Origin of the sequence: Arthrobacter sp. FB24, assembly GCF_000196235.1 — a bacterium.
Classification (GTDB): domain Bacteria; phylum Actinomycetota; class Actinomycetes; order Actinomycetales; family Micrococcaceae; genus Arthrobacter.
Map to the genome: position 1 here is coordinate 2,494,346 of NC_008541.1, position 20,932 is coordinate 2,515,277.

Genomic DNA, 20,932 nt, shown 5'->3' on the forward strand with positions numbered 1-20,932 from the left:
GTTGCCCGGGCCGTAGATGGCTCCCCGGGCACACTAAAAGTTTTACTACTCGATGTAGAGCTTACCGCTCCCCGGGGGTTTTCGCTCACATGTCGGCACCGTGCGTCGGCACCGGTTTTCACCGGTGCCGAAAGCAAGCTGTCATGGGGCAAAAGAGCCAGGCTAGTGGAAAGAATCCCCGCAGGCGCAGGAGCCGCCGGCGTTGGGGTTGTCAATGGTGAAGCCCTGCTTCGAGATGGTGTCTTCGAAGTCGATGCTCGCGCCGCTGAGGTACGGGACGCTCATCTTGTCGACAACGACCTCGACGCCGTCGTAGTCACGTACGGCATCTCCGTCGAGCAGGCGCTCATCGAAGTAGAGCTGGTAGATCAGCCCGGAGCAACCGCCCGGCTGGACAGCAACGCGCAGGCGAAGGTCGGTGCGGCCTTCCTGCTCCAGCAGGCTGCGGACCTTGCCCGCGGCGACGTCGGTCAGCTTGACCTCGTGCGTGGGCAGTTCTTCGCTGGCGGTGCCGGTGGCTGCGGCGCTGTTTTCATTGGTTGTAGTGCTCATTGGCCTACCTTCTTACGACGGTGGTGGCGACTCGGCTTGCGCGTTGCCCGCCCCTACGGAAACGGTATGGGCTATAGCTACATGCTACGTCGATCCTGCGTGTAGCTCTAACTCCTGACGTAACCGTGGCCATACCCTGAATGTTCCCTGGCGGGTCCGGAACAGACCCGCCAGGAAACGCGGGTGCAGCTGCACTGCCGGTCCAGGCGTCAGGCAAGACCCTCATGGTTGAGCCGGGCCAGCAGGAGGGCTTCAGCCACCACGGCGTTGCGGAAGTCGTCCAAGTGCAGTGACTCATTGGCGCTGTGGGCCCTGGAATCGGGGTCCTCGACACCGGTCACCAGGATCTGCACGTCCGGATAGACCTCCGTAAGGTCCGCGATAAAGGGAATCGAACCACCGATGCCCATTTCGACCGCCGGAACGCCCCATGCTTCCCCGAGGGCCCACATCGCCATGCCTGCGGCAGCGGAACCCGTGTCGGTCAGGAAGGAGCTTCCGCTCTCCCCCGGGGTGAAAACCACCTTCGCGCCGAACGGTGCATTGGACTCAACATGGTTCCGCACGGCGGCCATGGCGTCGGCCGGGTCCTGGCCCGGAGCCAGCCGCAGGCTGAACTTTGCCCGCGCCCGCGGCAGCAGTGTGTTGGAAGCCACGTCCACAGCGGGAGCATCGAAGCCGATGATGGACAGTGCGGGCTTGGTCCATAGCCGGGAGGCGATGGTTCCGCTGCCGGCGAGGCGGACGCCGTCCAGTACTGACGCGTCGGCCCGGTATTCCGCCTCCGTCAGGTCGACGGAGACGTCGTCCCTGCTGACCAGGCCCTTCACGGCGACGTTCCCTTCGTCGTCATGGAGGGTGGCGATCAGGCGGGAAAGCAGCGTTGGCGCATCAAGGACCGCCCCGCCGAACATTCCGGAGTGGACGGCGTGCTCCAGGACCTGCACCTCAATGGTCCCGTCCACCAGGCCGCGCAGGCTGGTGGTCAGCGCGGGAATGCCCACTTTCCAGTTGCTGGAATCCGCTACCACAATGACGTCGGCGCGCAGCAGTTCGCGGTGCGTTTCCAGGAACGTGCGGAACGTGGGCGATCCTGCTTCCTCCTCGCCTTCGATAAAGAACGTCACACCCAGTCCAAGTTCGTCGGCCAGTACCTCGGTGACGGCGGCGTAGGCGGCAATGTGGGCCATGATGCCGGCTTTGTCATCGGCGGCACCCCGCCCGTAAAGCCGGCCGTCGCGTTCGACGGCGGTGAACGGTTCGGTCTCCCACAGCGCCAGGTCCCCGGTCGGCTGGACGTCATGGTGGGCGTAAAGCAGAATGGTCGGCTTTCCATCGGCAGCGGCACGTCGTGCCACGACAGCCGGGCCGCCCGGCGTCCCGTCCTCTTTGTTGCAGCGCAGGATCCGGACGTCAGCGACTCCCGCAGCCCGCACCAGCTCCGCCACGGCCTCCGCGCTGCGGTCCAGCGGAGCAGGATCGAAGCTGGGCCAGGCGATGCCCGGGAGCGTGACGAGGTCCTTCAGCTGCCCAACGGTGGTGTCGAAGGACTCGTGTACGGCCTGGCGCAGGGCGTCGACGTCGATTCCGTCGATTCCTGCGCTGATTTTTTGCGGGGTCCCCGCCGGTGATGAAGTCATGGCCAAAACCCTACCTGTGTCCGTGACCACAGGAAACACTTCGGAACCGCCCGCCGGCTCCCCCGGTTCGCCGCCGCCGGACCCGCGCGACACATGAAATTCCGCCTGCGCGTGCAGGGTATTCTTTAGGGGTGTTTGGACGTAAAAAAGAAGCGCCAACGGCGCAGGACGTAGTTGACCAGCAGGCAGCCGAGGCCTTGGCCCGGCAGGACGCAGCCCTCGGCAAGGGCGCGCCCACGCCCAAGCGCAAAGCACAGGAAGCTGCGCGGAAGCGCCCCCTGGTGCCGGAGGACCGAAAGGCCTCCAAGGCAGCCGAGCGGGCGGCCGTGCAGGAACAGCGGATCAAAATGCGCCAGGCCCTGGACACTGGCGACGAAAAGTTCCTGCCCCTTCGCGACAAGGGCCCGCAGAAGCGCTACGCACGCGATTACGTGGATGCACGCTTCAGCCTGGGCGAGTACCTGATGTTCGGCGCCCTCTTGTTCGTTGTCATCTCCCTGCTGGTCCCCTCCACCAGCGAGGCAATGATCTATGTCCTGGGCGGCTTCTGGGTCATGTTCCTCGCCGTTTTCGTTGACGTCTTCATCCTGTCCCGTAAGCTGCGGAAGCGCCTCACCGAGAAGTTTGGCGAGGTGGAACGCGGAACCGTCTGGTACGGATCCATGCGTTCACTCCAGTTCCGCCGCCTGCGCCTTCCCAAGCCGCTCGTCAAGCGCGGAGAATTCCCCGCCTAATTGAGGCAAGAAGAAGCCCCCGGCAGTTCACCAACTGCCGGGGGCTTCTTTGTCGTCGGGCGCTTTTCGCAGAATTGCCGGTTACTAGCGGCGGGCGGGGTGTTTGGCCAGCTGCCGGTTGATGCGCGCGGCCCAGAACGGACCCTCATACAGGAACGCCGTGTAGCCCTGCACCAGGGTGGCACCGGCGTCAAGCCGTTCCTGCACATCCCTGGCATTCTCCACTCCGCCGACGGACACGAGCGTGAGCGAGCCGCCGGTTGCTTCCTTGAGGCGGCGCAGCACTTCCAGGGACCGCGCCTTCAGCGGAGCCCCGGAGAGGCCACCGGGCCCACAGTCCCGGATTTTCTCCGGGTCGGACGTGAGCCCCTCCCGGCCGATCGTAGTGTTGGTGGCGATGATGCCGTCCAGCCCGAGGTCCAGGGCGAGCTTCGCGACATCGTCAATGTCCTCGTCCGTTAGGTCCGGGGCGATCTTAACCAGCAGCGGAACGTGCCTGCCGGCGGCCTTGTCCGCTTCCTCTCCCACCGCTTTGAGCAGGGGGCGGAGGGTCTCAACGTTCTGGAGCAGGCGGAGACCCGGCGTGTTCGGTGAACTGACGTTGACCACGAGGTAATCGGCTGCGGGTGCAAGGCTCCGGGCGCTGACGAGGTAGTCGCTGGCCGCGTCCTCCAGCTCCACTACCTTGCTTTTGCCGATGTTGACGCCGATCACCGGGCGGACGCCCGGGTGGCGGCGCTGCAAGGCGGCCCGCGCGGACTTAAGCCGGGGGGCCACGGCGGTGGCCCCGTCGTTGTTGAATCCCATCCGGTTGATAACTGCCTTGTCCTCGACGAGGCGGAAGAGCCGGGGCTTTTCGTTTCCGGGCTGGGCCTGCCCGGTGATGGTGCCGACCTCCACGTGGCCGAACCCGAGTTCAGTCAGCGCTTCAATGCCGTGCCCTTCCTTGTCAAAGCCTGCGGCGAGCCCGAAGGGTGAAGGGAAGGTAATGCCGAAGGCAGTGGTCTGGAGCGACGGCGCAGGTGCCGTGAATTTAGCGAGCACCCTGCCCGCCCCTGAACTGTGGGCCAGCCTGATGGCACGGAAGCCGATCCTGTGGGCGCGTTCGGCGTCCATCCATGAAAAGGCCAGGCGAAAGAAGGTGGGATATACGCGCATGAGTCCAGTTTTCCGGTTCAGGCTCCGCAGACCAAACCGGCGCGCACGACGGCGGGCGGTGTGACGCGCTTCGCGGGCACGGCCGGTGTACTCGCCGCTGAAGCAGGCGTTGTCTAGTCTGATGAAATGGAATGGCACACAGATATCCTGGGGGACGACTTCCAAGCCTGTTCCTACCAGGCCACCGGCGGCGACGGCGTGGAGCGCACGGCTACCCTTGTGCGCCATGTGCCCCAAGGCGACGCTGGCGGGCCGGGCGGTTCCGGACCCCGGCCCCTCCCCCGCCGCGCCATCCTCTTCCTGCACGGCTGGAGCGATTACTTCTTCAACGTGGAGCTCGCCCAGTTCTGGACAGGGAAAGGATTTGAGTTCTTTGCCCTAGACATGCACAACCACGGGCGGAGCCTGCAAGCAGACACCCATGGCGGCTACGTGGCCGACCTCGATGACTACGACGCCGAAATCAGCAAGGCAATTGAGATCATCGGCTCCCTTTGGCCGGAGCAAGCCGGCAAGCCGCCGCTGACCCTGATGGGCCACTCCACCGGCGGCCTCATCGCCGCGCTGTGGGTGAGCCGGCATCCGGGCGTGGCTTCCCAACTGGTCCTCAACAGCCCGTGGCTGGAAATGCACGGCAGTTCACTGGTCCGGCGTGCCGCCAGGTCCATGGTGGGACCGCTGGCACGGTACCGTCCGGAGGCTGTGCTGCGGCTACCGGAGCGCGGTTTTTATTGGCGGAGCATCAGCAGCGAAGCTGAGGGTGAGTGGACGCTGGACAACAAGTACCGGCCGCCCCTGGCTTTTCCCGTGCGGGCCGGCTGGCTCAGCGCCGTCCTGGCCGGGCATTCCCGGGTGGCCCGCGGACTGCGGATCGACATCCCCATCCTGGTTCTCCTGTCCGGAGCCAGCGCGAACGGCATGTTCTGGACCGAGGCAATGCGACGGACCGACGCCGTGCTGGATGTGAATACGATCGCCATCCGGGCAATGGCCCTCGGCCGGACGGTCACCCTTGAAAGGATCGACGGCGCCCTCCACGACGTCTTCCTGTCTCCACCCCACGTCCGGGCGGACGCGTACGCGCGGCTGACCCGCTGGATCCGGGGCTACGTCCTGGACGACGGCGGCGGGGAGTGAAAGAGGCGGAGCCGGAGGCACTTTCCTGGCAGCCCGATCTGCTCGGGGAAGGATTCGAGTGCCTGGAGCTGCCCTTGGCCGACGACGAAGAAGGTACGGTGACTGCCACCCTGATCCGTTACGTGCCGGCGGTTCCGGCGGGTCCGCCTGCCTTCCTTTCTGCGCTGCGTAATACGGTCCTCCGGCCCTTGGAGTGGCCGTCATCAGGCGGCCGGGAGCACAACGGTTCATCGCGCCCGCGAGTAGTGCTCTACCTTCACGGCTGGGCGGACTACTTCCTGCAGTCCGAACTTGCCAGGTATGTCGGTGCGCACGGAATCCACTTCTATGCGCTGGACCTCCGCAAGTACGGCCGGAGCCTGCGCGACTGGCAGACGCCCGGCTACACGACGGACCTGGGCGTCTACGATGAGGACATTTCCGCTGCGATCGAGGTCATCAGGACGGACGTGGCAGGGCGGACCGGCCTGGCCGCGGATCCCGCGGTCCACATGCTGGCGCATTCACTGGGCGGCTTGATCGGTGCGCTCTGGGCGGACCGGCACCCGGCCGCACTCGAGACACTGATCCTCAACGCGCCATGGCTGGAGCTCCAGGGCAGCAGCCTGATCCGGAACATCGCCATGCATCTCGTGGAACCGATCGCACGCACGGATCCACGGCGGGCGTTCCGTTTTCCGGAAATGCCCGGCTATTGGGAAAGCGTCAGCGACCAGGCCCACGGCGAGTGGTTCCTGGATCCGCAGTGGCGCCCGACGGCGTCGTTCCCTATCCGTGCGGGCTGGACCCGGGCCGTCCTTGCCGGCCATGCAGCCGTGGAGCGGCGCCTGGACATTGCGAAACCTGTTCTGGTGATGCTCTCGGACCGTACCAGAATCCAGGCTGAGTGGTCCGAAGAGTTGATGATCGCGGACGCCGTGATCGACGTGGAACAGACAGCGCGCCGCGTGCTGGGCCTGGGCCGCCGGACGTCCGTGTTCCGCTACCCCCGGGCGATCCACGACGTCTTCCTCTCACGCCGCGAGGTGCGGCAGGAAGCTTACCGGGACCTGGTCGACTGGCTGAGTTCGCATCCGGGCTGACGGATATCAGGACTCCGCGGACTCCACAGGCCGGGATGCGTCGTCCGGGCCGGTCCGGGCAGCATCCACGGCCCCGCCGTACCGGCGGTCACGCCCGGCATAGATTTCGACGGCGTCCCACAAGGTGCGGCGGTCGACGTCGGGCCAGAGCGTGTCCATGAAGACAAACTCCGCGTAGGCGGACTGCCACAGCATGAAGTTGGAGAGGCGCTGCTCGCCGGAGCTTCGGAGGAAGAGGTCGACGTCGGGAAGGTCCGGCTCGTCCAGGTACTTCTGGATGGTCCGTTCGGTGATCGAGCCCGGCTTCAGCCTGCCGGCCGCGACGTCTTCGGCTATCGCCGAGACAGCATCCGCAATTTCGGCACGGCCGCCGTAATTAACACACATGGTCAACGTGCACGTGCTGTTGCCCCGCGTGTACTCCTCTGCTTCTTCCAGTTCGCGGATCACTGATCCCCACAGCCTGGGCCGGCGTCCCGACCAGCGGATCCGTACGCCCCACTCGTCCAGCTGGTTCCGCTGCCGTCTTAGCACGTCCTTGTTAAATCCCATCAGGAAGCGGACTTCCTCCGGTGAACGCCGCCAGTTCTCCGTGGAGAAGGCGTATACCGTGACGTACTTGATGCCTAGCTCAATGGCGCCTGCGACGACATCCAGCAGCGCCGGCTCCCCCGCTTTGTGGCCCTCGATCCGCGGCAGTCCGCGCTGGTTGGCCCAGCGGCCGTTGCCGTCCATGACGATCGCCACATGCTGCGGGATGAATTCCGCGGGTATCGACGGCGCCACGGCCCCGGAGCCGTGCGGATACGGCGCGATCACGGGCCCGGTCCGTTTCCGGACGGGGGTCTTCTTCTTTCCAAGGGCCACTGTCAGCTACGCTCCACATGTTTGAGTGATTTCAGCACCCGTTCAAGATGCCATTGCAGATAGCTGGCCACCAAACCGGCAGCCTCCCGCCGGTGAAGCGCCAGGGACGTATCCGCCGTCGTCCAGTCCCCTGTCAGCAGTGCCCCCAGCAGGAAGACTGTTTCCGCTGCGGGTGCGGGTGATCCCGGCGGACGGCAATTGCTGCACACCATGCCGCCCAGCGGCGCTGAAAAGGCCGTGTGCGGGCCGGGTGCGCCGCAGCGGGCGCACACCGTGAAGCTCGGCGCCCATCCCCCGGTAGCCAGTGCACGCAGGAGGTAGGAGTCGAGGATGAGTTCAGGAGTGTGCTCGCCCCGGCTCAGCGAGGCAAGGGCTCCCACCAGGAGGTTGTATTGCGCGGTTCCGGCCTCGCCGTCCACGTCCGTCAGCTTTTCGGCGGTCTCCGTCATGGCCGCCGCCACCGTGTAGCGGCCGTAGTCGGCCGCGATGTTGCCGCCGTAGGCACCCTTGGCCACCGCCTGGGTCACGACGTCCAACGTCCGTCCGGAGATTAGCTGCAGGTCCGCCACCATAAACGGTTCCAGGCGGGCGCCGAAGCGGCTGCTGGTGCGCCGCACTCCCTTGGCCACCGCACGGACCTGGCCATGGTGTTTGGTCAGCAGCGTGATGATCCGGTCTGCTTCGCCCAGTTTGTGGGTACGCAGCACCACGGCATCGTCACGGTAGGCGCGGGCAGAAAAGGAGGATTGTTGGGCCACAGTTAATCTTCGCACTGAACTTCAGGAAAACGCTGCTGCGCCCCCGGAGTGGTCCGGGGGCGCAGCCTGTCAGTGGTTCGACTAATGCGCCTAAGCCTGCGCGTCCCGGATGGCACGGTTGACGGCCGAAATGACGGCCTTCAGCGAGGAGGTGGTGGTGTTGGAGTCGATCCCCACGCCCCACAACACCCGCTCGCCGACAGCGCATTCAACGTACGCGGCTGCACGGGCGTTGCCGCCTTCAGAGAGCGCGTGCTCACTGTAGTCCAGGACGCGTACGTCCACGCCATCCTGGCCGAGGATCGACAGCAGCGCTGCGATCGGACCGTTGCCGGAGCCGGTGCGGCGGACCTGGACGCCGTCCACGGTGACCGTCGCATGCAAGGTCATGGCGCCGTCGTCGTCCGTTTCCGTGCTGAACGACCCCAGCGAATACCGGCCCCACTGGCCGTCCTCCTTGCTGGAGGGCAGGTATTCGTCCTGGAAGATCTGCCAGAGCTGGGCGCCGCTGACCTCGCCGCCCACGGTGTCCGTCCGCTTCTGGATGACCCCGGAGAATTCGATCTGTGCGCGGCGCGGCAGGTCCAGGCTGTGCTCGTTCTTCAGCAGGTAGGCCACGCCGCCCTTACCGGACTGCGAGTTGACCCGGATGACGGCTTCGTAGCTGCGCCCCAGGTCCTTGGGGTCGACCGGCAGGTACGGAACCTGCCAGGTGTAGTCGGCCACATCCTTGCCGGCGGCAGCCGCATCCTTTTCGAGCGCTTCGAAGCCCTTCTTGATGGCATCCTGGTGCGAGCCGGAGAACGCCGTAAAGACAAGGTCGCCGCCATACGGCGAACGCTCCGCCACCGGCAGCTGGTTGCAGTACTCCACGGTGCGGCGGACGTCGTCAATGTCGGAGAAATCAATCATGGGGTCGATGCCCTGGACGAACATGTTCAGGCCCAGCGTCACCAGGTCCACGTTTCCGGTCCGCTCGCCGTTTCCGAACAGGCAGCCCTCAATCCGGTCCGCCCCGGCGAGGTAACCGAGCTCGGCCGCGGCAACACCGGTGCCGCGGTCGTTGTGCGGGTGCAGCGAGAGGATGATGCCCTCGCGGGGGTGCAGGTGCCGGCTCATCCACTCGATCGAATCGGCGTAGACATTGGGGGTGGCCATTTCCACAGTGGCCGGCAGGTTGATGATGACCTGGCTGTCAGCCGAGGCCTCAAAGACATCGGCCACTGCGTTGCAGACGCGGACAGCGTATTCGAGTTCCGTGCCGGTAAAGGATTCCGGTGAGTACTCGTAGGTGATGTGGGTGTCCGCCAGCGTTTCCTCGTACTTCTTGCACAGCCGGGCGCCCTGGAGTGCAATGTCCAGGATGCCGTCCTCGTCCTGGTTGAACACCACGCGGCGTTGCAGGACCGACGTCGAGTTGTAGAGGTGCACGATGGCCTGCTTGGCGCCAACCAGGGATTCATAGGTCCGCTCGATCAGGTGCTCACGGGCCTGCGTCAGCACCTGGATGGTGACGTCGTCCGGAATGTGGTTGCCTTCAATCAGCTGACGGACAAAATCGAAGTCAGTCTGCGAGGCGGAGGGAAAGCCCACCTCGATTTCCTTGTAACCCATGCGGACCAGCAGGTCGAACATCTTCATCTTGCGGGCCGGGCTCATGGGGTCGATCAGGGCCTGGTTGCCGTCCCTGAGGTCAACGGCGCACCAGCGCGGGGCCTTCGTAATGACTTTGTCCGGCCACGTCCGGTCAGGCAGTTCAACGGTGATCTGGTCCTGGAACGGCATGTAGCGGTGGACGGGCATTCCGGAGGGCTTTTGTGCGTTTCGCATTACTATCGGGGCCTTTTCTGTGGTTCCTGGGTGAAAGGTGGCCGGGCAACACAAACTCCGCGACGAGGATTGGCCTTGCGCTAGATCGCGTCTGAGGCCTCGCCGCGGCAGCTAAGAAGAAGCAGTTCTGCGCGCACCATTTCACAGTAACACGGGTGCGTAAGATGAAGGAGCAACACCTCCAGCAACGTCCACCATGCAGACGCTGCCACCGGTGCCAGCGCCGGAGGCAGCCTTCACCTGAAGGAGCACTTGTGCCAAACTCGGGGATCGACCTGTCCAATATCGACCACACCGTGCGGCCGCAGGATGACCTGTACCAGCACATCAACGGCGCGTGGCTGAAGAGCACGACCATCCCGGACGACCGCCCCCTTGAAGGCACTTTCACCGCTTTGCGGGACGGCTCCGAGCTGGCGGTCAGGGAAATCATCGAAGAAGCCGCCGGACGCGGCAAGGAAGCCACCGGGATCGAACAGAAGGTCGGGGATCTTTACAACAGCTTCATGGATGAAGCTGCCGTCGAAGCCAAAGGCCTGGACCCCATCCGGGAACGGCTCGCCTCCGTCTACGACACGAAGTCCGCGGCGGACGTCATCGAACTGGCAGGAAAGCTCTTCCGTTCCGACGTGTCAGGGCTTTTCTACATCTACCCGGCACCCGACGCGGGCAACCCGGACCGGATCCTGCTGTACACCGGCCAGGGAGGCCTCGGGCTGCCGGACGAGTCGTACTACCGCGAAGAAAAGTTCGCTCCCATGGTGGCGGCCTACCGCGACCATGTCCGGACAATGCTCGGCCTCGCCGGAGCCGCGGACCTCGATGCCGCCGCTGAACGCGTGGTCCGGCTGGAGACGGCCCTTGCCGCCCATCATTGGGACAACGTGACCCTGCGGGATCCGCAAAAGACCTACAACCTGAAATCCGCCGAGGAGGCGCGGGAGCTCTTCCCGCTGATGGATGCCTGGTTCGAGGCCGCCGGGATCGGGCCGGACAAACGCCAGGAGATGGTGGTCAGCACCCCTGACTTCTTCGCCGGGGCAGCCGGCCTGATCGAATCCGAACCGCTGGCGGCCTGGCAGGACTGGCTGGCCATGCGTGTCGTCAGCTCCGCAGCCCCGTACCTGTCGTCCGAATTCGTGGACGCGAACTTCGCGTTCTACGGCACCACGATTAGCGGCACCCCGCGCAACAAGGACCGCTGGAAGCGCGGCGTCGCCGTCGTCGAGGCAGCACTGGGCGAGGCGGTCGGCCAGATCTATGTCTCCCGGCACTTTCCCGAAACCCACAAAGCCCGCATGCAGACGCTCGTCGCCAATCTCATCGAGGCCTACCGGCAAAGCATCACCGCTCTGGCCTGGATGGGCGAGGACACGAAGCTCGAAGCCCTCAAGAAGCTCGAAGCATTCCGGGCCAAAATCGGCTACCCGGATGAGTGGATCGACTACTCCGCGGTGGAAATAGACCCGGCCGATCTGCTCGGAAACGTTGAGCGGGCCCACAATGCCGACGTGGACCGGCACCTGGACGAAGTTGGCAAGCCCGTTGACAAGAACAAATGGCTCATGACGCCGCAGACCGTCAACGCTTACTACCACCCGTTGCTGAACGAGATCGTGTTCCCGGCAGCAATCCTGCAGGCCCCGTTCTTCACCGCGGACGCCGACGACGCCGTCAACTACGGCGGTATCGGCGCCGTCATCGGGCACGAGATCGGGCACGGCTTTGATGACCAGGGCTCGCAGTTCGACGGCGGCGGTGCCCTGCGCAACTGGTGGACCGAGGACGACCGGACTGCGTTCGAAGCCCTGACCTCCAAGCTGGTGGCGCAGTTCGATGCCTTGTCGCCTACTGCGGCCCCCGGCCACCATGTCAACGGCAAGCTCACCCTCGGCGAAAACATCGGCGACCTGGGCGGGCTCACCATCGCGTACAAGGCTTACCTGATAAGCCTTGATGGTGCAGAGCCGCCTGTTTTGGACGGCCTCACCGGACCGCAGCGGTTCTTCGCGTCCTGGGCTGCCGGCTGGCGCCAGGTGATCCGCAACGAGGAGGCAATCCGCCGTCTCGCTACCGACCCGCACTCACCCAACGAGTTCCGCACCAATGCCATCGCCAAGAACCTGGATGCGTTCCATGACGCGTTCGGCGTGGCGGAGCAGGACGGCATGTGGATGCCCGCGGAGGAACGCGTCAGCATCTGGTGACCGGCAGGTCGTGATGAAACTGCGGGGCCGGCCACAAACAGTGGCCGGCCCCGCAGTTTATGCGTCGATGCAACCGCAGCTAGCGGACGATCAGTTCAGGGTTCGCCTGCTGGCAGACGGTGTCGCCGGCCGTTTGGTTGACAATGTCGGACGGGAGCGGCACGGAGTCCATCTTTGTTCCGGACATGAAGTCGGTGCCGAGGTAGACCTGAACTCCGCTGACGCCGGCCGCCGGGAGAACCTGCGTGGCGGGTATTTCCAGCAATGCTGCGACGTCCGCCGCCACGTCCTCGAAGCCGGGTCCGTAGTAGACCGCCGTCTTCGCGACAGGCTGCGCCACAAGCGGGGCCACCTGGGTGAAGCCGCCGGCGATGATCGCCTGGGTGATCTCCTGGGTCCGCGCCGGAACACCCGTTCCGTTCGCGACGGTCACCGGCTGCAGCGCCTTATCGTAGGGCGGCAGCGGCGTTTCGGTCGGCGTCGGGGCGGGAGCCGATTCGCTCGGCTCCGCCGTGGGGCTCGGGGTGGCTGTCGGGTCGGTCAGGTCGACGTCCTTGCGCAGCGCGGCGAAAAGCTGCGATGCGGCCGGCTCGGCAACGGTGAGCCGGTTGGGATCAGTGGGAGCAGGCGTGGTTGGCACGGCAACGAACGCCACCTTGCTGATGTCAATGTTCTTGAGCCGGTTGCCGATGGTCAGCAGCGACGGGACGGACGCCAGTCCATCATCCACCGTAAGGTTCTGCGTGACGACGTCGGCAATCTTGAGCATCTTCTGGGGGTCGGACAGTGTGCCGTCATCCTTGATCTTGCGGGTGAGGGATGACAGGAAGCCCTGCTGCGCCTTGATGCGGCCCAGGTCACCGCCGTCCGCGAAGGCATGCCTGGTCCGCAGGTAGGCCAGCGCCTGCTCGCCCTGCACCTGCGAGTTTCCTGCGGGGAGGCGCAGGCGGGAGTCGGGGTCGTAGACGGCGTCACTTACGCAGACTTCCACGCCGCCCACCGCGTTGGAAAGTTCCTTGACCGCGTTGAAGTCCGCCATCATGAAGTGGTCGATTTCCAACCCCGTGATTTTGTTCACCGTGTCCACGGCGCAGCCGATGCCGGCCTCTTTCATGGCTTCGTTGATCATCACGCCGCTTCGGGCCGGGAACACCTGCTTGGTCTTCTGGTCCGTGCATTCGGGAATGTCCACGAGCAGGTCGCGCGGGAAGCTGATGACGCTGACACGCTTGTTGTCCGCCGAGATGTCCATCATCATCATGACGTCCGACTGGCCGTAGCCTGTGGAGTCCTCGGCCGTGCCGTAGTCGGAATTCTTGCCGTCGCGGGTGTCCGAGCCCAGGATCAGGATCTGCATCCGGTCCTTGGAGTCGTTGACGGGATCTTCGGTGCGGCTGCTGCCTGCGCCGAGTGGAGCTTTGCTGATGTTCATCTGCAAGCGGATGACCCAGAAGGCGGCGAAAGCGAGAGCGCCCACCAGGACAAGGGCCACAACAGCAGTGGCCACCTTGAACCACGCGGGCTTTCCGCCCATGGCGCCGAGGTGCCGGGCGGGGCCCATGTCCTTCGTGTCCGAATGCCTGGCAGCGGCGTCGGACGCTGGCGAACCAATGCCTTGTCCGGGAGTGTCTCGGCGTCGCACCACGTGGTGTTACCTTCCTCTATAAAACGGGGTTCGGTCCATTTTAGTGGTCCTGGCTGGGAAAACGCCCGATGGGCGGGCCCGCCGGACAGCCGGGATGGGCCGTCCGGTCCGGCGGCAGCATCTCGGGACGCAGCCCCGTGCCCGGCGAGGGCTAGAAACCGAGCTTCACCAGCTGCTTGGGATCCCGTTGCCAGTCCTTGGCCACCTTGACATGCAGGTCGAGGTAGATCCGGGTACCGAGGAGGGCTTCGATGCCCTTGCGGGCGGTGGTGCCGACTTCCCGCAGCCGGGCGCCGCCCTTACCGATGATGATGGCTTTTTGGGAGGGACGCTCCACGTAGAGGTTGACCCTGACGTCCAGGAAAGGGCTGTCCTCGGGCCGGCCCTCCCGGGGAACGATCTCCTCCACCACTACGGCCAGGGAGTGCGGAAGCTCGTCGCGGACACCCTCCAGCGCGGCCTCGCGGATGAGTTCGGCCACCATGACTGCCTCGGGCTCATCGGTCAGGTGCCCGTCCGGGTACAGCGGCTGCGAGGGCGGCATGTGGCTGATGAGGACGTCCGCCACGGTGCCGACCTGGAAGCCGTCCGTTGCCGACACGGGCACGATGTCCTTCCAGCCCTCCTCGCCAAGGACTTCGCGGCCCAGGGCGGCAACGGCGAGCAGTTGTTCCGTCAGTGCCTGACGGTCCACCAGGTCTGCCTTGGTCACGATGGCGATGATGGGCTTTTTGCCGACCGCGGCCAGCTGGGCGGCGATAAAGCGGTCGCCGGGACCGATCTTTTCGTTGGCAGGAAGGCAGAAGCCGATGGCGTCCACTTCGGAGAGGGTGTCCGCCACCAGGTCATTGAGGCGCTTGCCGAGCAACGTCCGCGGCCGGTGCAGACCGGGTGTATCCACGAGGATGAGCTGGGCGTCGTCCCGGTGGACGATGCCACGGATCGTGTGGCGCGTCGTCTGCGGCTTGGCAGAGGTGATGGCCACCTTCTTGCCCACAAGGGCGTTCGTCAGTGTGGACTTACCGGCGTTCGGCCTGCCCACAAGGATCGAAAATCCGGCCCGAAAGCCGCCAAAGGCGTCGTCGTCCGCTTTATTCTGCTTGCTCACGTGGAACTCCCTGTTGCATTGTTTCGGCCTCGTCGAGTAGGTCTTCAAGGTCAGTTTGTTCTGGAACGGCGCCCTTTGCAACGGGCGCCGCGATGATGTGGCTGACCCTGTTGCGGCGGCCTTCCAAGCGTTCCGCCCGCAGCGAGATCCCGTCCACCTCTACGGTGCTGCCGACGATGGGAACCCGGCCGAGGGCCTTGGCGAGCAGGCCGCCGACGGTGTCCACTTCGTCGTCGTCGAGTTCCACATCAAACAGCTCGCCGAGGTCGTCGATGCCCATCCGGGCACTCACCCGGTAGCTGCCGTTGCCAAGGGCCACGGCCTCGGCGCTCTCGGTGTCATATTCATCCACAATCTCGCCGACGATTTCCTCGATCAGATCCTCAAGCGTCACAAGTCCGGCAGTTCCGCCGTACTCGTCGATCACGATGGCCACATGCGTTGATTCCTTTTGCAGTTCACGAAGCAGGTCACTGACCTGCTTCGACTCCGGCACGTAGCGGACTTCGCGGGCAAGGTCATCCACGATGGGGGGTTCCTCGCCCGGGCCGAGGCCGTGCAGCGCGGCGGCGACATCCTTGAGGTAGATGATGCCCAGGATCTGGTCCGTGTTGTCGCGGATCACGGGGATCCGGGAGTAGCCGGACCGCAGGAAGAGGGACATGGCCCGGTGCAGGCTCGAGCCCGCGTCGATGCTGAGGATGTCCGTGCGGGGCACCATCACGGCCCGGACCAGGGTGTCGCCGAAGTCGAACACGGACTGGATCAGTTCGGCTTCGTTGTCCTCGATCATGTCAGATTCAGTGGCACGGTCCACGAGCTCGCGGAACTCTTCTTCACTGAAGGAGGCTTCGTCGCCGGCGCGTGCGCCCGGTGCCACGACGCTGCCCAGCGCAACCAGCCAGCCCGGAATGGGACCCAGCACCCAGCATAGGAAACGGATGATCGGCGCACTGAACCTGGCGACGCCGGCGGCGTGGGCACGGCCCAGCTGCCGCGGTGACACCCCCACGATCACGAAGCCTACGAGGGCCATGATTCCGGTGGCGGCAAGGCCGGCGAGCCATACACTGTCCAGCAGGCTGTGCAGAAGGACAGCGACCGCCACTGCCGAGGCCATTTCGAACCAGATCCGCCAAAACCTCAGGGACCGCATGTGCGCGACTGGCTGGTCCAGGATGCGCTTCAGGGCCTGGCCGTCACTTCGAAGCACGGCCTCTTCGGCGTCGTGGCGGGGAAGGAAATTAAACGCGGACTCAGCCGCTGTCAGCAGGGCTGCGAAACTGAGGAAGACCAGCGCCATGCCAACAAGGATCAGTGGGGTCACTGCATCGTCTCAGACGGGGCTTCTTTACCGGTGAAGCCCTCAAGCAGTTCCCGCTGCAGGCCGAACATCTCTTCCTTTTCCTCGGGATCGGCGTGGTCGTATCCCAGCAGGTGCAGGATTCCGTGGGTGGTGAGCAGCAGCATCTCATCCTGCGTGGAATGCCCGGCATTGCGTGCCTGGACCTCCGCCACCTGCGGACACACGGCAATATCGCCGAGCATGCCCTGCGGCGTCGGCTTGTCCGGTGTGCCCGGAGTCAATTCGTCCATGGGAACGGACAGGACGTCGGTGGCCCCCGGCTCGTCCATAAGTTCCAGGTGCAGTTTTTCCATGGCGGGTTCGTCCACCAGGAGGATGGACAGTTCAGCCTGGGGGTGGATGTACAGGCGTTCAAACACAAACCGGGCCAGGGCAACCAGCTGGGCTTCATCCACCGTGACGCCTGATTCGTTGTTCACTTCAATACTCATGCGTGCTCTCCCCGCTTCTCCCGGGTCACGGAATGCTTCACCCGGTTCCTCTGTGCCTCGTCCCACACGCCGTACGCATTGACGATGTCGCCCACCAGCCGGTGGCGGACCACGTCCGAGGCATCCAGCACGCTGAAATTCACGTCCTCAATTCCCTGCAGGATCTCTTCCACGATCCGGAGGCCGGAACGGGTGCCGAATGGCAGGTCCACTTGGGTGACATCCCCGGTGACCACCATTTTGGAGCCGAAGCCGAGCCGGGTCAGGAACATCTTCATCTGCTCTGGTGTGGTGTTCTGGGCCTCGTCGAGGATGATGAAGGCATCGTTGAGGGTCCGGCCGCGCATATAGGCCAGCGGAGCCACTTCGATGGTGCCTGCCGCCATCAAGCGGGGAATGGACTCCGGGTCCATCATGTCGTGCAGTGCATCGTAAAGGGGACGCAGGTAAGGATCGATCTTGTCGCTCAGCGTCCCGGGCAGGAAGCCCAGCCGTTCGCCGGCCTCCACCGCTGGCCTGGTAAGGATGATGCGGCTGACTTCCTTCTGCTGCAGTGCCTGGACTGCCTTCGCCATGGCGAGGAACGTCTTGCCGGTACCGGCAGGTCCTATTCCGAAGATCACCGTGTGGGCGTCAATGGCATCCACGTAGTTCTTCTGGTTCAGCGTCTTGGGCCGGATCGTCTTGCCGCGGCTCGAGAGGATGTTGTAGGTCAGTACCTCAACCGGGTTTTGGAGTGACTGGCTCCGGAGCAGGGCTGCGAGCTGCTGGAGTACCGCCGGCGTAATGACAGTTCCCCGGTCAACGAGCCCGCGCACTTCATGGAGCAACCGCATGATCCTGGGAACGTCGGCGGCGGGGCCGCTGATGGCCAGTTCATTGCCGCGGACGTGGAAGTCGACGGCCGGAAACTGTTCCTCGATGAAACGCAGCGCCTCATCGTGGCTGCCGAGCGACTGAACCATTTGTTCGGAGTTGTCGAAGATGACCACCTCCGTCCGGACGCCGGGAAGACTATGGGGAAATTCACCTGTGGTGCGCTCTCCGGCGCTGAACCGGGGCCTTCCGTTTGTTGCTTCAGTCATGGTGCCGGCCTGCGGGCCTCTGGTCCCCTCCAGTTAGGAATAGTGTCTCTCCGGCCGATCACATCGCCGCTGCTGCTGCTGCAGCACCGGGCCCCGTGCCCGGCCGAGTCCTCTTATCTTACGCCAGCACGCCGCCCGGGAGCCGCGGACCGTGGAGGTCCGCCGGCCGGGTGCAGCCTTTTCGTTGCGGGTTTACGTCATTAGGTATCAACTTCATATCGGCCTCATATCGTTCCCGTTGCAGTTCTGCTGACCGTCCGCAAACGCCGCTGGCGGCCGCCCGCTCTATGTAATGCTGGAATCCGCCGGGATTGCGCCGGCCGAAAACGACGTCACCGACAACGGTTGCAGGGACAGGGCGGGGTACCCGGGAGCACTATGGAGATCTGGAATCCACGACGCCGGAAGGCAACAGGAGGCGGGCGGACACGGTCCGCCGCGCTACTGCTTGTGCTGCCCGCGGCCATGGTCCTCTCCGGCTGCGTCGCCACTCCCCAGCCTTCCGCGACGAGCGCGGACAGCACACCACAGTCAGTGACCGGGTCCGCCACCGCCGGTGTCCCCAGCACAAGCGCACCGCTGGAAACCACACAGGCCTCCAACAAGGCACCGGTGTATTGGATCGGGCGCAGCAACGAGAACGTCTTCCTTTACCGTGAGTTCCGGGACGTCCCCGAACAGGAAAATCCGGTTACCAGGGCACTTCGCGCCATGATGTCGGACAAGCCCCTCGATCCCGACTTCTTCACTCCATGGCAGAACCCGAAGAAGCTGGCAACCTCGATCTCCGGCAAGAACGTGATCACGGTGGACGTCTCAGCGGATGCCTTCAACAGCAACCTCGACGAGGACATGGCCAATCGTGCCATTCAGCAGTTGGTGTACACGGCAACGGCCGCCGGTGCCAGCTCCGGGCTGGTGGATTCGGGCCAGCAGATCCAGGTTGTCATCCTCGTTGACGGGCACACGGACTACCTGGCCTTCAACCACGTGCGGCTTGGCTCGCCCACTCCCCGCAGTGCAGGAATGGTGGCCCCGGTCTGGATCATCGACCCACAGGAAGGCGTGGGCGTTGCTGACGGCAGCGTCAAGATCAGCGGACGAAGCACCGTCCCCGGCGGGAAACTCCGGTGGAAGATCCTGAAGGTCGAAGGCAGCACAGACAAGGCGTCGTATTTGGGCGGGGAGGTTACGGCGTCGGCCGAGCCGGCACAATCGGGGCATTTCTCGCTGACAGTCAACCTGGCACCGGGGAACTATGAAGTCCGGGTGTCACAGATCGATCCGGGCAAACCCGACCGGGAAATGAACGTGGACACCCGGGGCTTCAAGGTCGAATAGCTCCGCCGCTACCAGCGTCCGAGGATGTCGCTGGCGAGCACTGTGGCCGCCGGACCTGCCGTGGAGGACCTCAGCACATGGTGCCCCAACAGGGCCGTGACGGCACCGGCGCTGCAGAGTTTGGTGACTTCCCGCGGACTGATTCCGCCCTCCGGACCAACAATGAGGAGAATTTCGCGGGGCCCCGAACCGGGTGTCCCGCCCTCGCCGTCGTGCCACTTCTCCAGCACTGCGCGCAGGGGCCGGACGGCATCCTCGTGGAGGATGATCGCCAGGTCCGCCGCGGCGACAGCGGACTGCAAACCCGCGCCGTCGACGGCGGAACGGACCTCGGGAATCCAGGCCCGCCGCGCCTGCTTGGCCGCCGCGGTCACCACAGACTGCCACTTGGCGTGGGCCTTGGCGGCACGCTCGCCTTTCCAACGGACTATGGAGCGCTCCGACTGCCACGGGATGACGGCATCGATCCCCAGTTCAGTAGCTGTTTCCGCTGCCAGTTCGTCGCGGTCGCCTTTGGCCAGCGCCTGCACCAGGACGAGGCGGAGGTCCGGACGCTCCTCAGTTTCAAGGACCGAACACTCCACCGTCAGTTCGCCCTGGTCGACGGCCGCAACGGTGCCGGTGAGCCTCTTGCCCGCGCCGTCGGCGATGTCAACCGACTCCCCCACAGCGATCCGCTTGACGGTGATCGCGTGCCGGGCCTCAGCACCCTGGAGGACAAAGTGCGAACCGGGAACCTGTTCGTCCAGGGCTCCCGGGGTTGCGAAAAAGACCGGGTTGCTCACCGCTACAGGTTACCGAACCGGTCCCGCAGCTTGGCAAAAACTCCCCCGCTGGCGGTGAGTTTTCCCTCGGTGTACTGCTCGCCCCGCAGTTTGGCGAGCTGCCGGAGCAGGTCTTCCTGGGCGGCATCCAGCTTCGTCGGGGTTTCGACCTGCAGGTGAACCTTCAGGTCGCCGCGGCCGTAGCCCCGGAGATGGGTAACGCCGAGCCCGCGCAGGGTGATGACCTCGCCGGACTGGGTGCCCGCCTTGACGTCGATTTCCTGCTGGCCGTCGAAGGTGTCCAGGCTGAGCTCGGTGCCAAGGGCGGCGGCGGTCATGGGAATGTGCAGGGTGGCGTGAAGGTCGTCGCCGTCACGCACGTACGTGGCGTCGTTATTCACGCGGATCTCCACGTACAGGTCGCCTGAGGGGCCGCCGGCCGGGCCGGCTTCGCCCTGCCCGCCGAGCTGGATGCGGGTTCCGGTGGCGACGCCGGCGGGGACCTTGACCGTCAGCGAACGGCGGCTGCGGATGCGGCCCTGGCCGTTGCACTCGTTGCAGGGATCCTTGATGACGGTTCCGAAGCCTTCGCAGGAACCGCAGGGGGCAGCCGTCATGACCTGGCCCAGGATGGAACGAACGGCCCGCTGAACCTGGCCGCTTCCGCCGCAGATGTCGCAGCGCACCGGGTGGGCCCCGGGCTGGCAGCAGGATCCCTCGCAGGTGGGGCACGTAACGGCCGTGTCCACCTCAAGCTTCTTGTTCACGCCGAAGACGGCATCGCGAAGGTCGATGCGGACGCTGATGAGGGCGTCCTGCCCGCGGCGGACCCGCGAGGCCGGACCGGACGAACCGCCGGCGCCGAAGAAGGTGTCGAAGATGTCCTGGAAGGCAAAGCCCTGTCCCGAGTAGCCGGCGCCGCCGAAGCCGTTATCGGTGCCGTTCTCGTTGCCGGTCGTGTCGTAGACCCGGCGCTTTTGCGGGTCGGAAAGGACTTCGTAGGCGTGGGTGACAGCCTTGAAGCGGTCCGAGGCATCCTCACCGGGGTTCACATCCGGGTGCAGGGTGCGCGCAAGCTTTCGGTAGGCCTTCTTGATCTCTTCGCCCGTCGCTTCGGGTGAGACTCCAAGAACGTCGTAGTGGCTGCTCAAAGTTCGTATCTCTTCCTGGTTGTACTGCCTGTGGTGCTGCTGCTGCGCCCCGGAAGCCGGGACACGGAGGCCTGGT

18 protein-coding genes are annotated in these 20,932 nt (G+C 64.9%); 5 read left to right on the forward strand and 13 right to left on the reverse strand.

The window, feature by feature from the left end:
* Positions 1-162 precede the first annotated feature (162 nt).
* Both ARTH_RS11220 and ARTH_RS11225 read right to left on the reverse strand, forming a co-directional pair.
* On the reverse strand, positions 163-552 hold the full coding sequence (locus tag ARTH_RS11220; RefSeq protein ID WP_011692062.1) for a HesB/IscA family protein: 390 nt from the start codon (positions 550-552) through the stop codon (positions 163-165).
* A gap of 209 nt (positions 553-761) precedes the next feature.
* Positions 762-2,192 carry a dipeptidase gene (locus ARTH_RS11225; protein WP_011692063.1) on the reverse strand — a complete coding sequence of 477 codons (1,431 nt, stop codon included), beginning with the start codon at positions 2,190-2,192 and terminating at the stop codon, positions 762-764.
* Positions 2,193-2,323: 131 nt separating this feature from the next.
* Between ARTH_RS11225 and ARTH_RS11230 the strand changes: the two genes are divergently transcribed.
* On the forward strand, positions 2,324-2,926 hold the full coding sequence (locus ARTH_RS11230; RefSeq protein WP_011692064.1) for a DUF3043 domain-containing protein: 603 nt from the start codon (positions 2,324-2,326) through the stop codon (positions 2,924-2,926).
* Positions 2,927-3,010: 84 nt separating this feature from the next.
* Here ARTH_RS11230 and ARTH_RS11235 read toward each other — a convergent pair whose 3' ends face one another.
* A complete protein-coding gene (locus ARTH_RS11235; protein ID WP_011692065.1) occupies positions 3,011-4,084 on the reverse strand; it encodes a quinone-dependent dihydroorotate dehydrogenase in 1,074 nt (357 codons plus the stop codon).
* Positions 4,085-4,210: 126 nt separating this feature from the next.
* Between ARTH_RS11235 and ARTH_RS11240 the strand changes: the two genes are divergently transcribed.
* The gene (locus ARTH_RS11240; RefSeq protein WP_011692066.1) at positions 4,211-5,221 is read left to right on the forward strand and encodes an alpha/beta hydrolase; all 1,011 of its coding nucleotides are present in this window, start codon (positions 4,211-4,213) and stop codon (positions 5,219-5,221) included.
* The gene (locus tag ARTH_RS11245) at positions 5,218-6,303 is read left to right on the forward strand and encodes an alpha/beta hydrolase (protein WP_011692067.1); all 1,086 of its coding nucleotides are present in this window, start codon (positions 5,218-5,220) and stop codon (positions 6,301-6,303) included. Before ARTH_RS11240 ends, ARTH_RS11245 begins: the two co-directional genes overlap by 4 nt.
* 6 nt (positions 6,304-6,309) lie before the next feature.
* Here the strand turns inward: ARTH_RS11245 and ARTH_RS11250 are convergent, their stop codons facing one another.
* The 3 genes from ARTH_RS11250 to leuA form a co-directional block, all read right to left on the reverse strand.
* Entirely contained in the window at positions 6,310-7,170 is an 861-nt protein-coding gene (locus ARTH_RS11250; protein WP_011692068.1) for an isoprenyl transferase, read from the reverse strand.
* A gap of 2 nt (positions 7,171-7,172) precedes the next feature.
* Positions 7,173-7,928 (reverse strand): DNA repair protein RecO, encoded by a 756-nt coding sequence (gene recO / locus ARTH_RS11255; RefSeq protein ID WP_043429795.1) that lies wholly within the window; start codon positions 7,926-7,928, stop codon positions 7,173-7,175.
* A gap of 90 nt (positions 7,929-8,018) precedes the next feature.
* A complete protein-coding gene (gene leuA, locus ARTH_RS11260) occupies positions 8,019-9,758 on the reverse strand; it encodes a 2-isopropylmalate synthase (protein ID WP_011692070.1) in 1,740 nt (579 codons plus the stop codon).
* 254 nt (positions 9,759-10,012) lie between these two features.
* Between leuA and ARTH_RS11265 the strand changes: the two genes are divergently transcribed.
* Entirely contained in the window at positions 10,013-11,965 is a 1,953-nt protein-coding gene (locus ARTH_RS11265) for a M13 family metallopeptidase (protein WP_043429797.1), read from the forward strand.
* Between the two features lie 79 nt (positions 11,966-12,044).
* Here ARTH_RS11265 and ARTH_RS11270 read toward each other — a convergent pair whose 3' ends face one another.
* The 5 genes from ARTH_RS11270 to ARTH_RS11290 all read right to left on the reverse strand — a co-directional run bounded on the left by ARTH_RS11270 (position 12,045) and on the right by ARTH_RS11290 (position 17,600).
* Positions 12,045-13,610 (reverse strand): LCP family protein, encoded by a 1,566-nt coding sequence (locus tag ARTH_RS11270; protein WP_011692072.1) that lies wholly within the window; start codon positions 13,608-13,610, stop codon positions 12,045-12,047.
* 151 nt (positions 13,611-13,761) lie between these two features.
* On the reverse strand, positions 13,762-14,718 hold the full coding sequence (gene era / locus ARTH_RS11275; protein ID WP_011692073.1) for a GTPase Era: 957 nt from the start codon (positions 14,716-14,718) through the stop codon (positions 13,762-13,764).
* Positions 14,702-16,045, reverse strand: a complete 1,344-nt coding sequence (locus ARTH_RS11280) for a hemolysin family protein (RefSeq protein ID WP_011692074.1) — start codon at positions 16,043-16,045, stop codon at positions 14,702-14,704. The genes era and ARTH_RS11280 overlap by 17 nt, the downstream gene beginning before the upstream one ends.
* Positions 16,042-16,515, reverse strand: a complete 474-nt coding sequence (gene ybeY / locus ARTH_RS11285; RefSeq protein WP_011692075.1) for an rRNA maturation RNase YbeY — start codon at positions 16,513-16,515, stop codon at positions 16,042-16,044. Before ybeY ends, ARTH_RS11280 begins: the two co-directional genes overlap by 4 nt.
* Entirely contained in the window at positions 16,512-17,600 is a 1,089-nt protein-coding gene (locus ARTH_RS11290; protein ID WP_011692076.1) for a PhoH family protein, read from the reverse strand. The genes ybeY and ARTH_RS11290 overlap by 4 nt, the downstream gene beginning before the upstream one ends.
* A 378-nt stretch (positions 17,601-17,978) precedes the next feature.
* Here ARTH_RS11290 and ARTH_RS11295 point away from each other — a divergent pair, with 378 nt between their 5' ends.
* A complete protein-coding gene (locus ARTH_RS11295) occupies positions 17,979-18,941 on the forward strand; it encodes a GerMN domain-containing protein (protein WP_011692077.1) in 963 nt (320 codons plus the stop codon).
* Positions 18,942-18,949: 8 nt separating this feature from the next.
* On the opposite strand, the gene ARTH_RS11300 is transcribed toward ARTH_RS11295, so the two are convergent.
* Both ARTH_RS11300 and dnaJ read right to left on the reverse strand, forming a co-directional pair.
* Positions 18,950-19,726: a 16S rRNA (uracil(1498)-N(3))-methyltransferase gene (locus ARTH_RS11300; protein WP_011692078.1), complete on the reverse strand. Its 777-nt coding sequence runs from the start codon at positions 19,724-19,726 to the stop codon at positions 18,950-18,952.
* A 2-nt stretch (positions 19,727-19,728) separates the two neighbouring features.
* Positions 19,729-20,856, reverse strand: coding sequence for a molecular chaperone DnaJ (gene dnaJ / locus ARTH_RS11305; protein WP_011692079.1), 1,128 nt, complete (start codon positions 20,854-20,856; stop codon positions 19,729-19,731).
* Positions 20,857-20,932: the final 76 nt, after the last annotated feature.

Bases quoted from the DNA above. Each gene is read 5' to 3' on its own strand.
- ARTH_RS11225 (WP_011692063.1), bottom strand. From the start codon at position 2,192: ATGACTTCATCACCGGCGGGGACCCCGCAAAAAATCAGCGCAGGAATC.
- ARTH_RS11235 (WP_011692065.1), bottom strand. From the start codon at position 4,084: ATGCGCGTATATCCCACCTTCTTTCGCCTGGCCTTTTCATGGATGGAC.
- ARTH_RS11290 (WP_011692076.1), bottom strand. From the start codon at position 17,600: ATGACTGAAGCAACAAACGGAAGGCCCCGGTTCAGCGCCGGAGAGCGC.
- ybeY (WP_011692075.1), bottom strand. From the start codon at position 16,515: ATGAGTATTGAAGTGAACAACGAATCAGGCGTCACGGTGGATGAAGCC.
- ARTH_RS11295 (WP_011692077.1), top strand. From the start codon at position 17,979: ATGGAGATCTGGAATCCACGACGCCGGAAGGCAACAGGAGGCGGGCGG.
- ARTH_RS11240 (WP_011692066.1), top strand. From the start codon at position 4,211: ATGGAATGGCACACAGATATCCTGGGGGACGACTTCCAAGCCTGTTCC.
- ARTH_RS11220 (WP_011692062.1), bottom strand. From the start codon at position 552: ATGAGCACTACAACCAATGAAAACAGCGCCGCAGCCACCGGCACCGCC.
- leuA (WP_011692070.1), bottom strand. From the start codon at position 9,758: ATGCGAAACGCACAAAAGCCCTCCGGAATGCCCGTCCACCGCTACATG.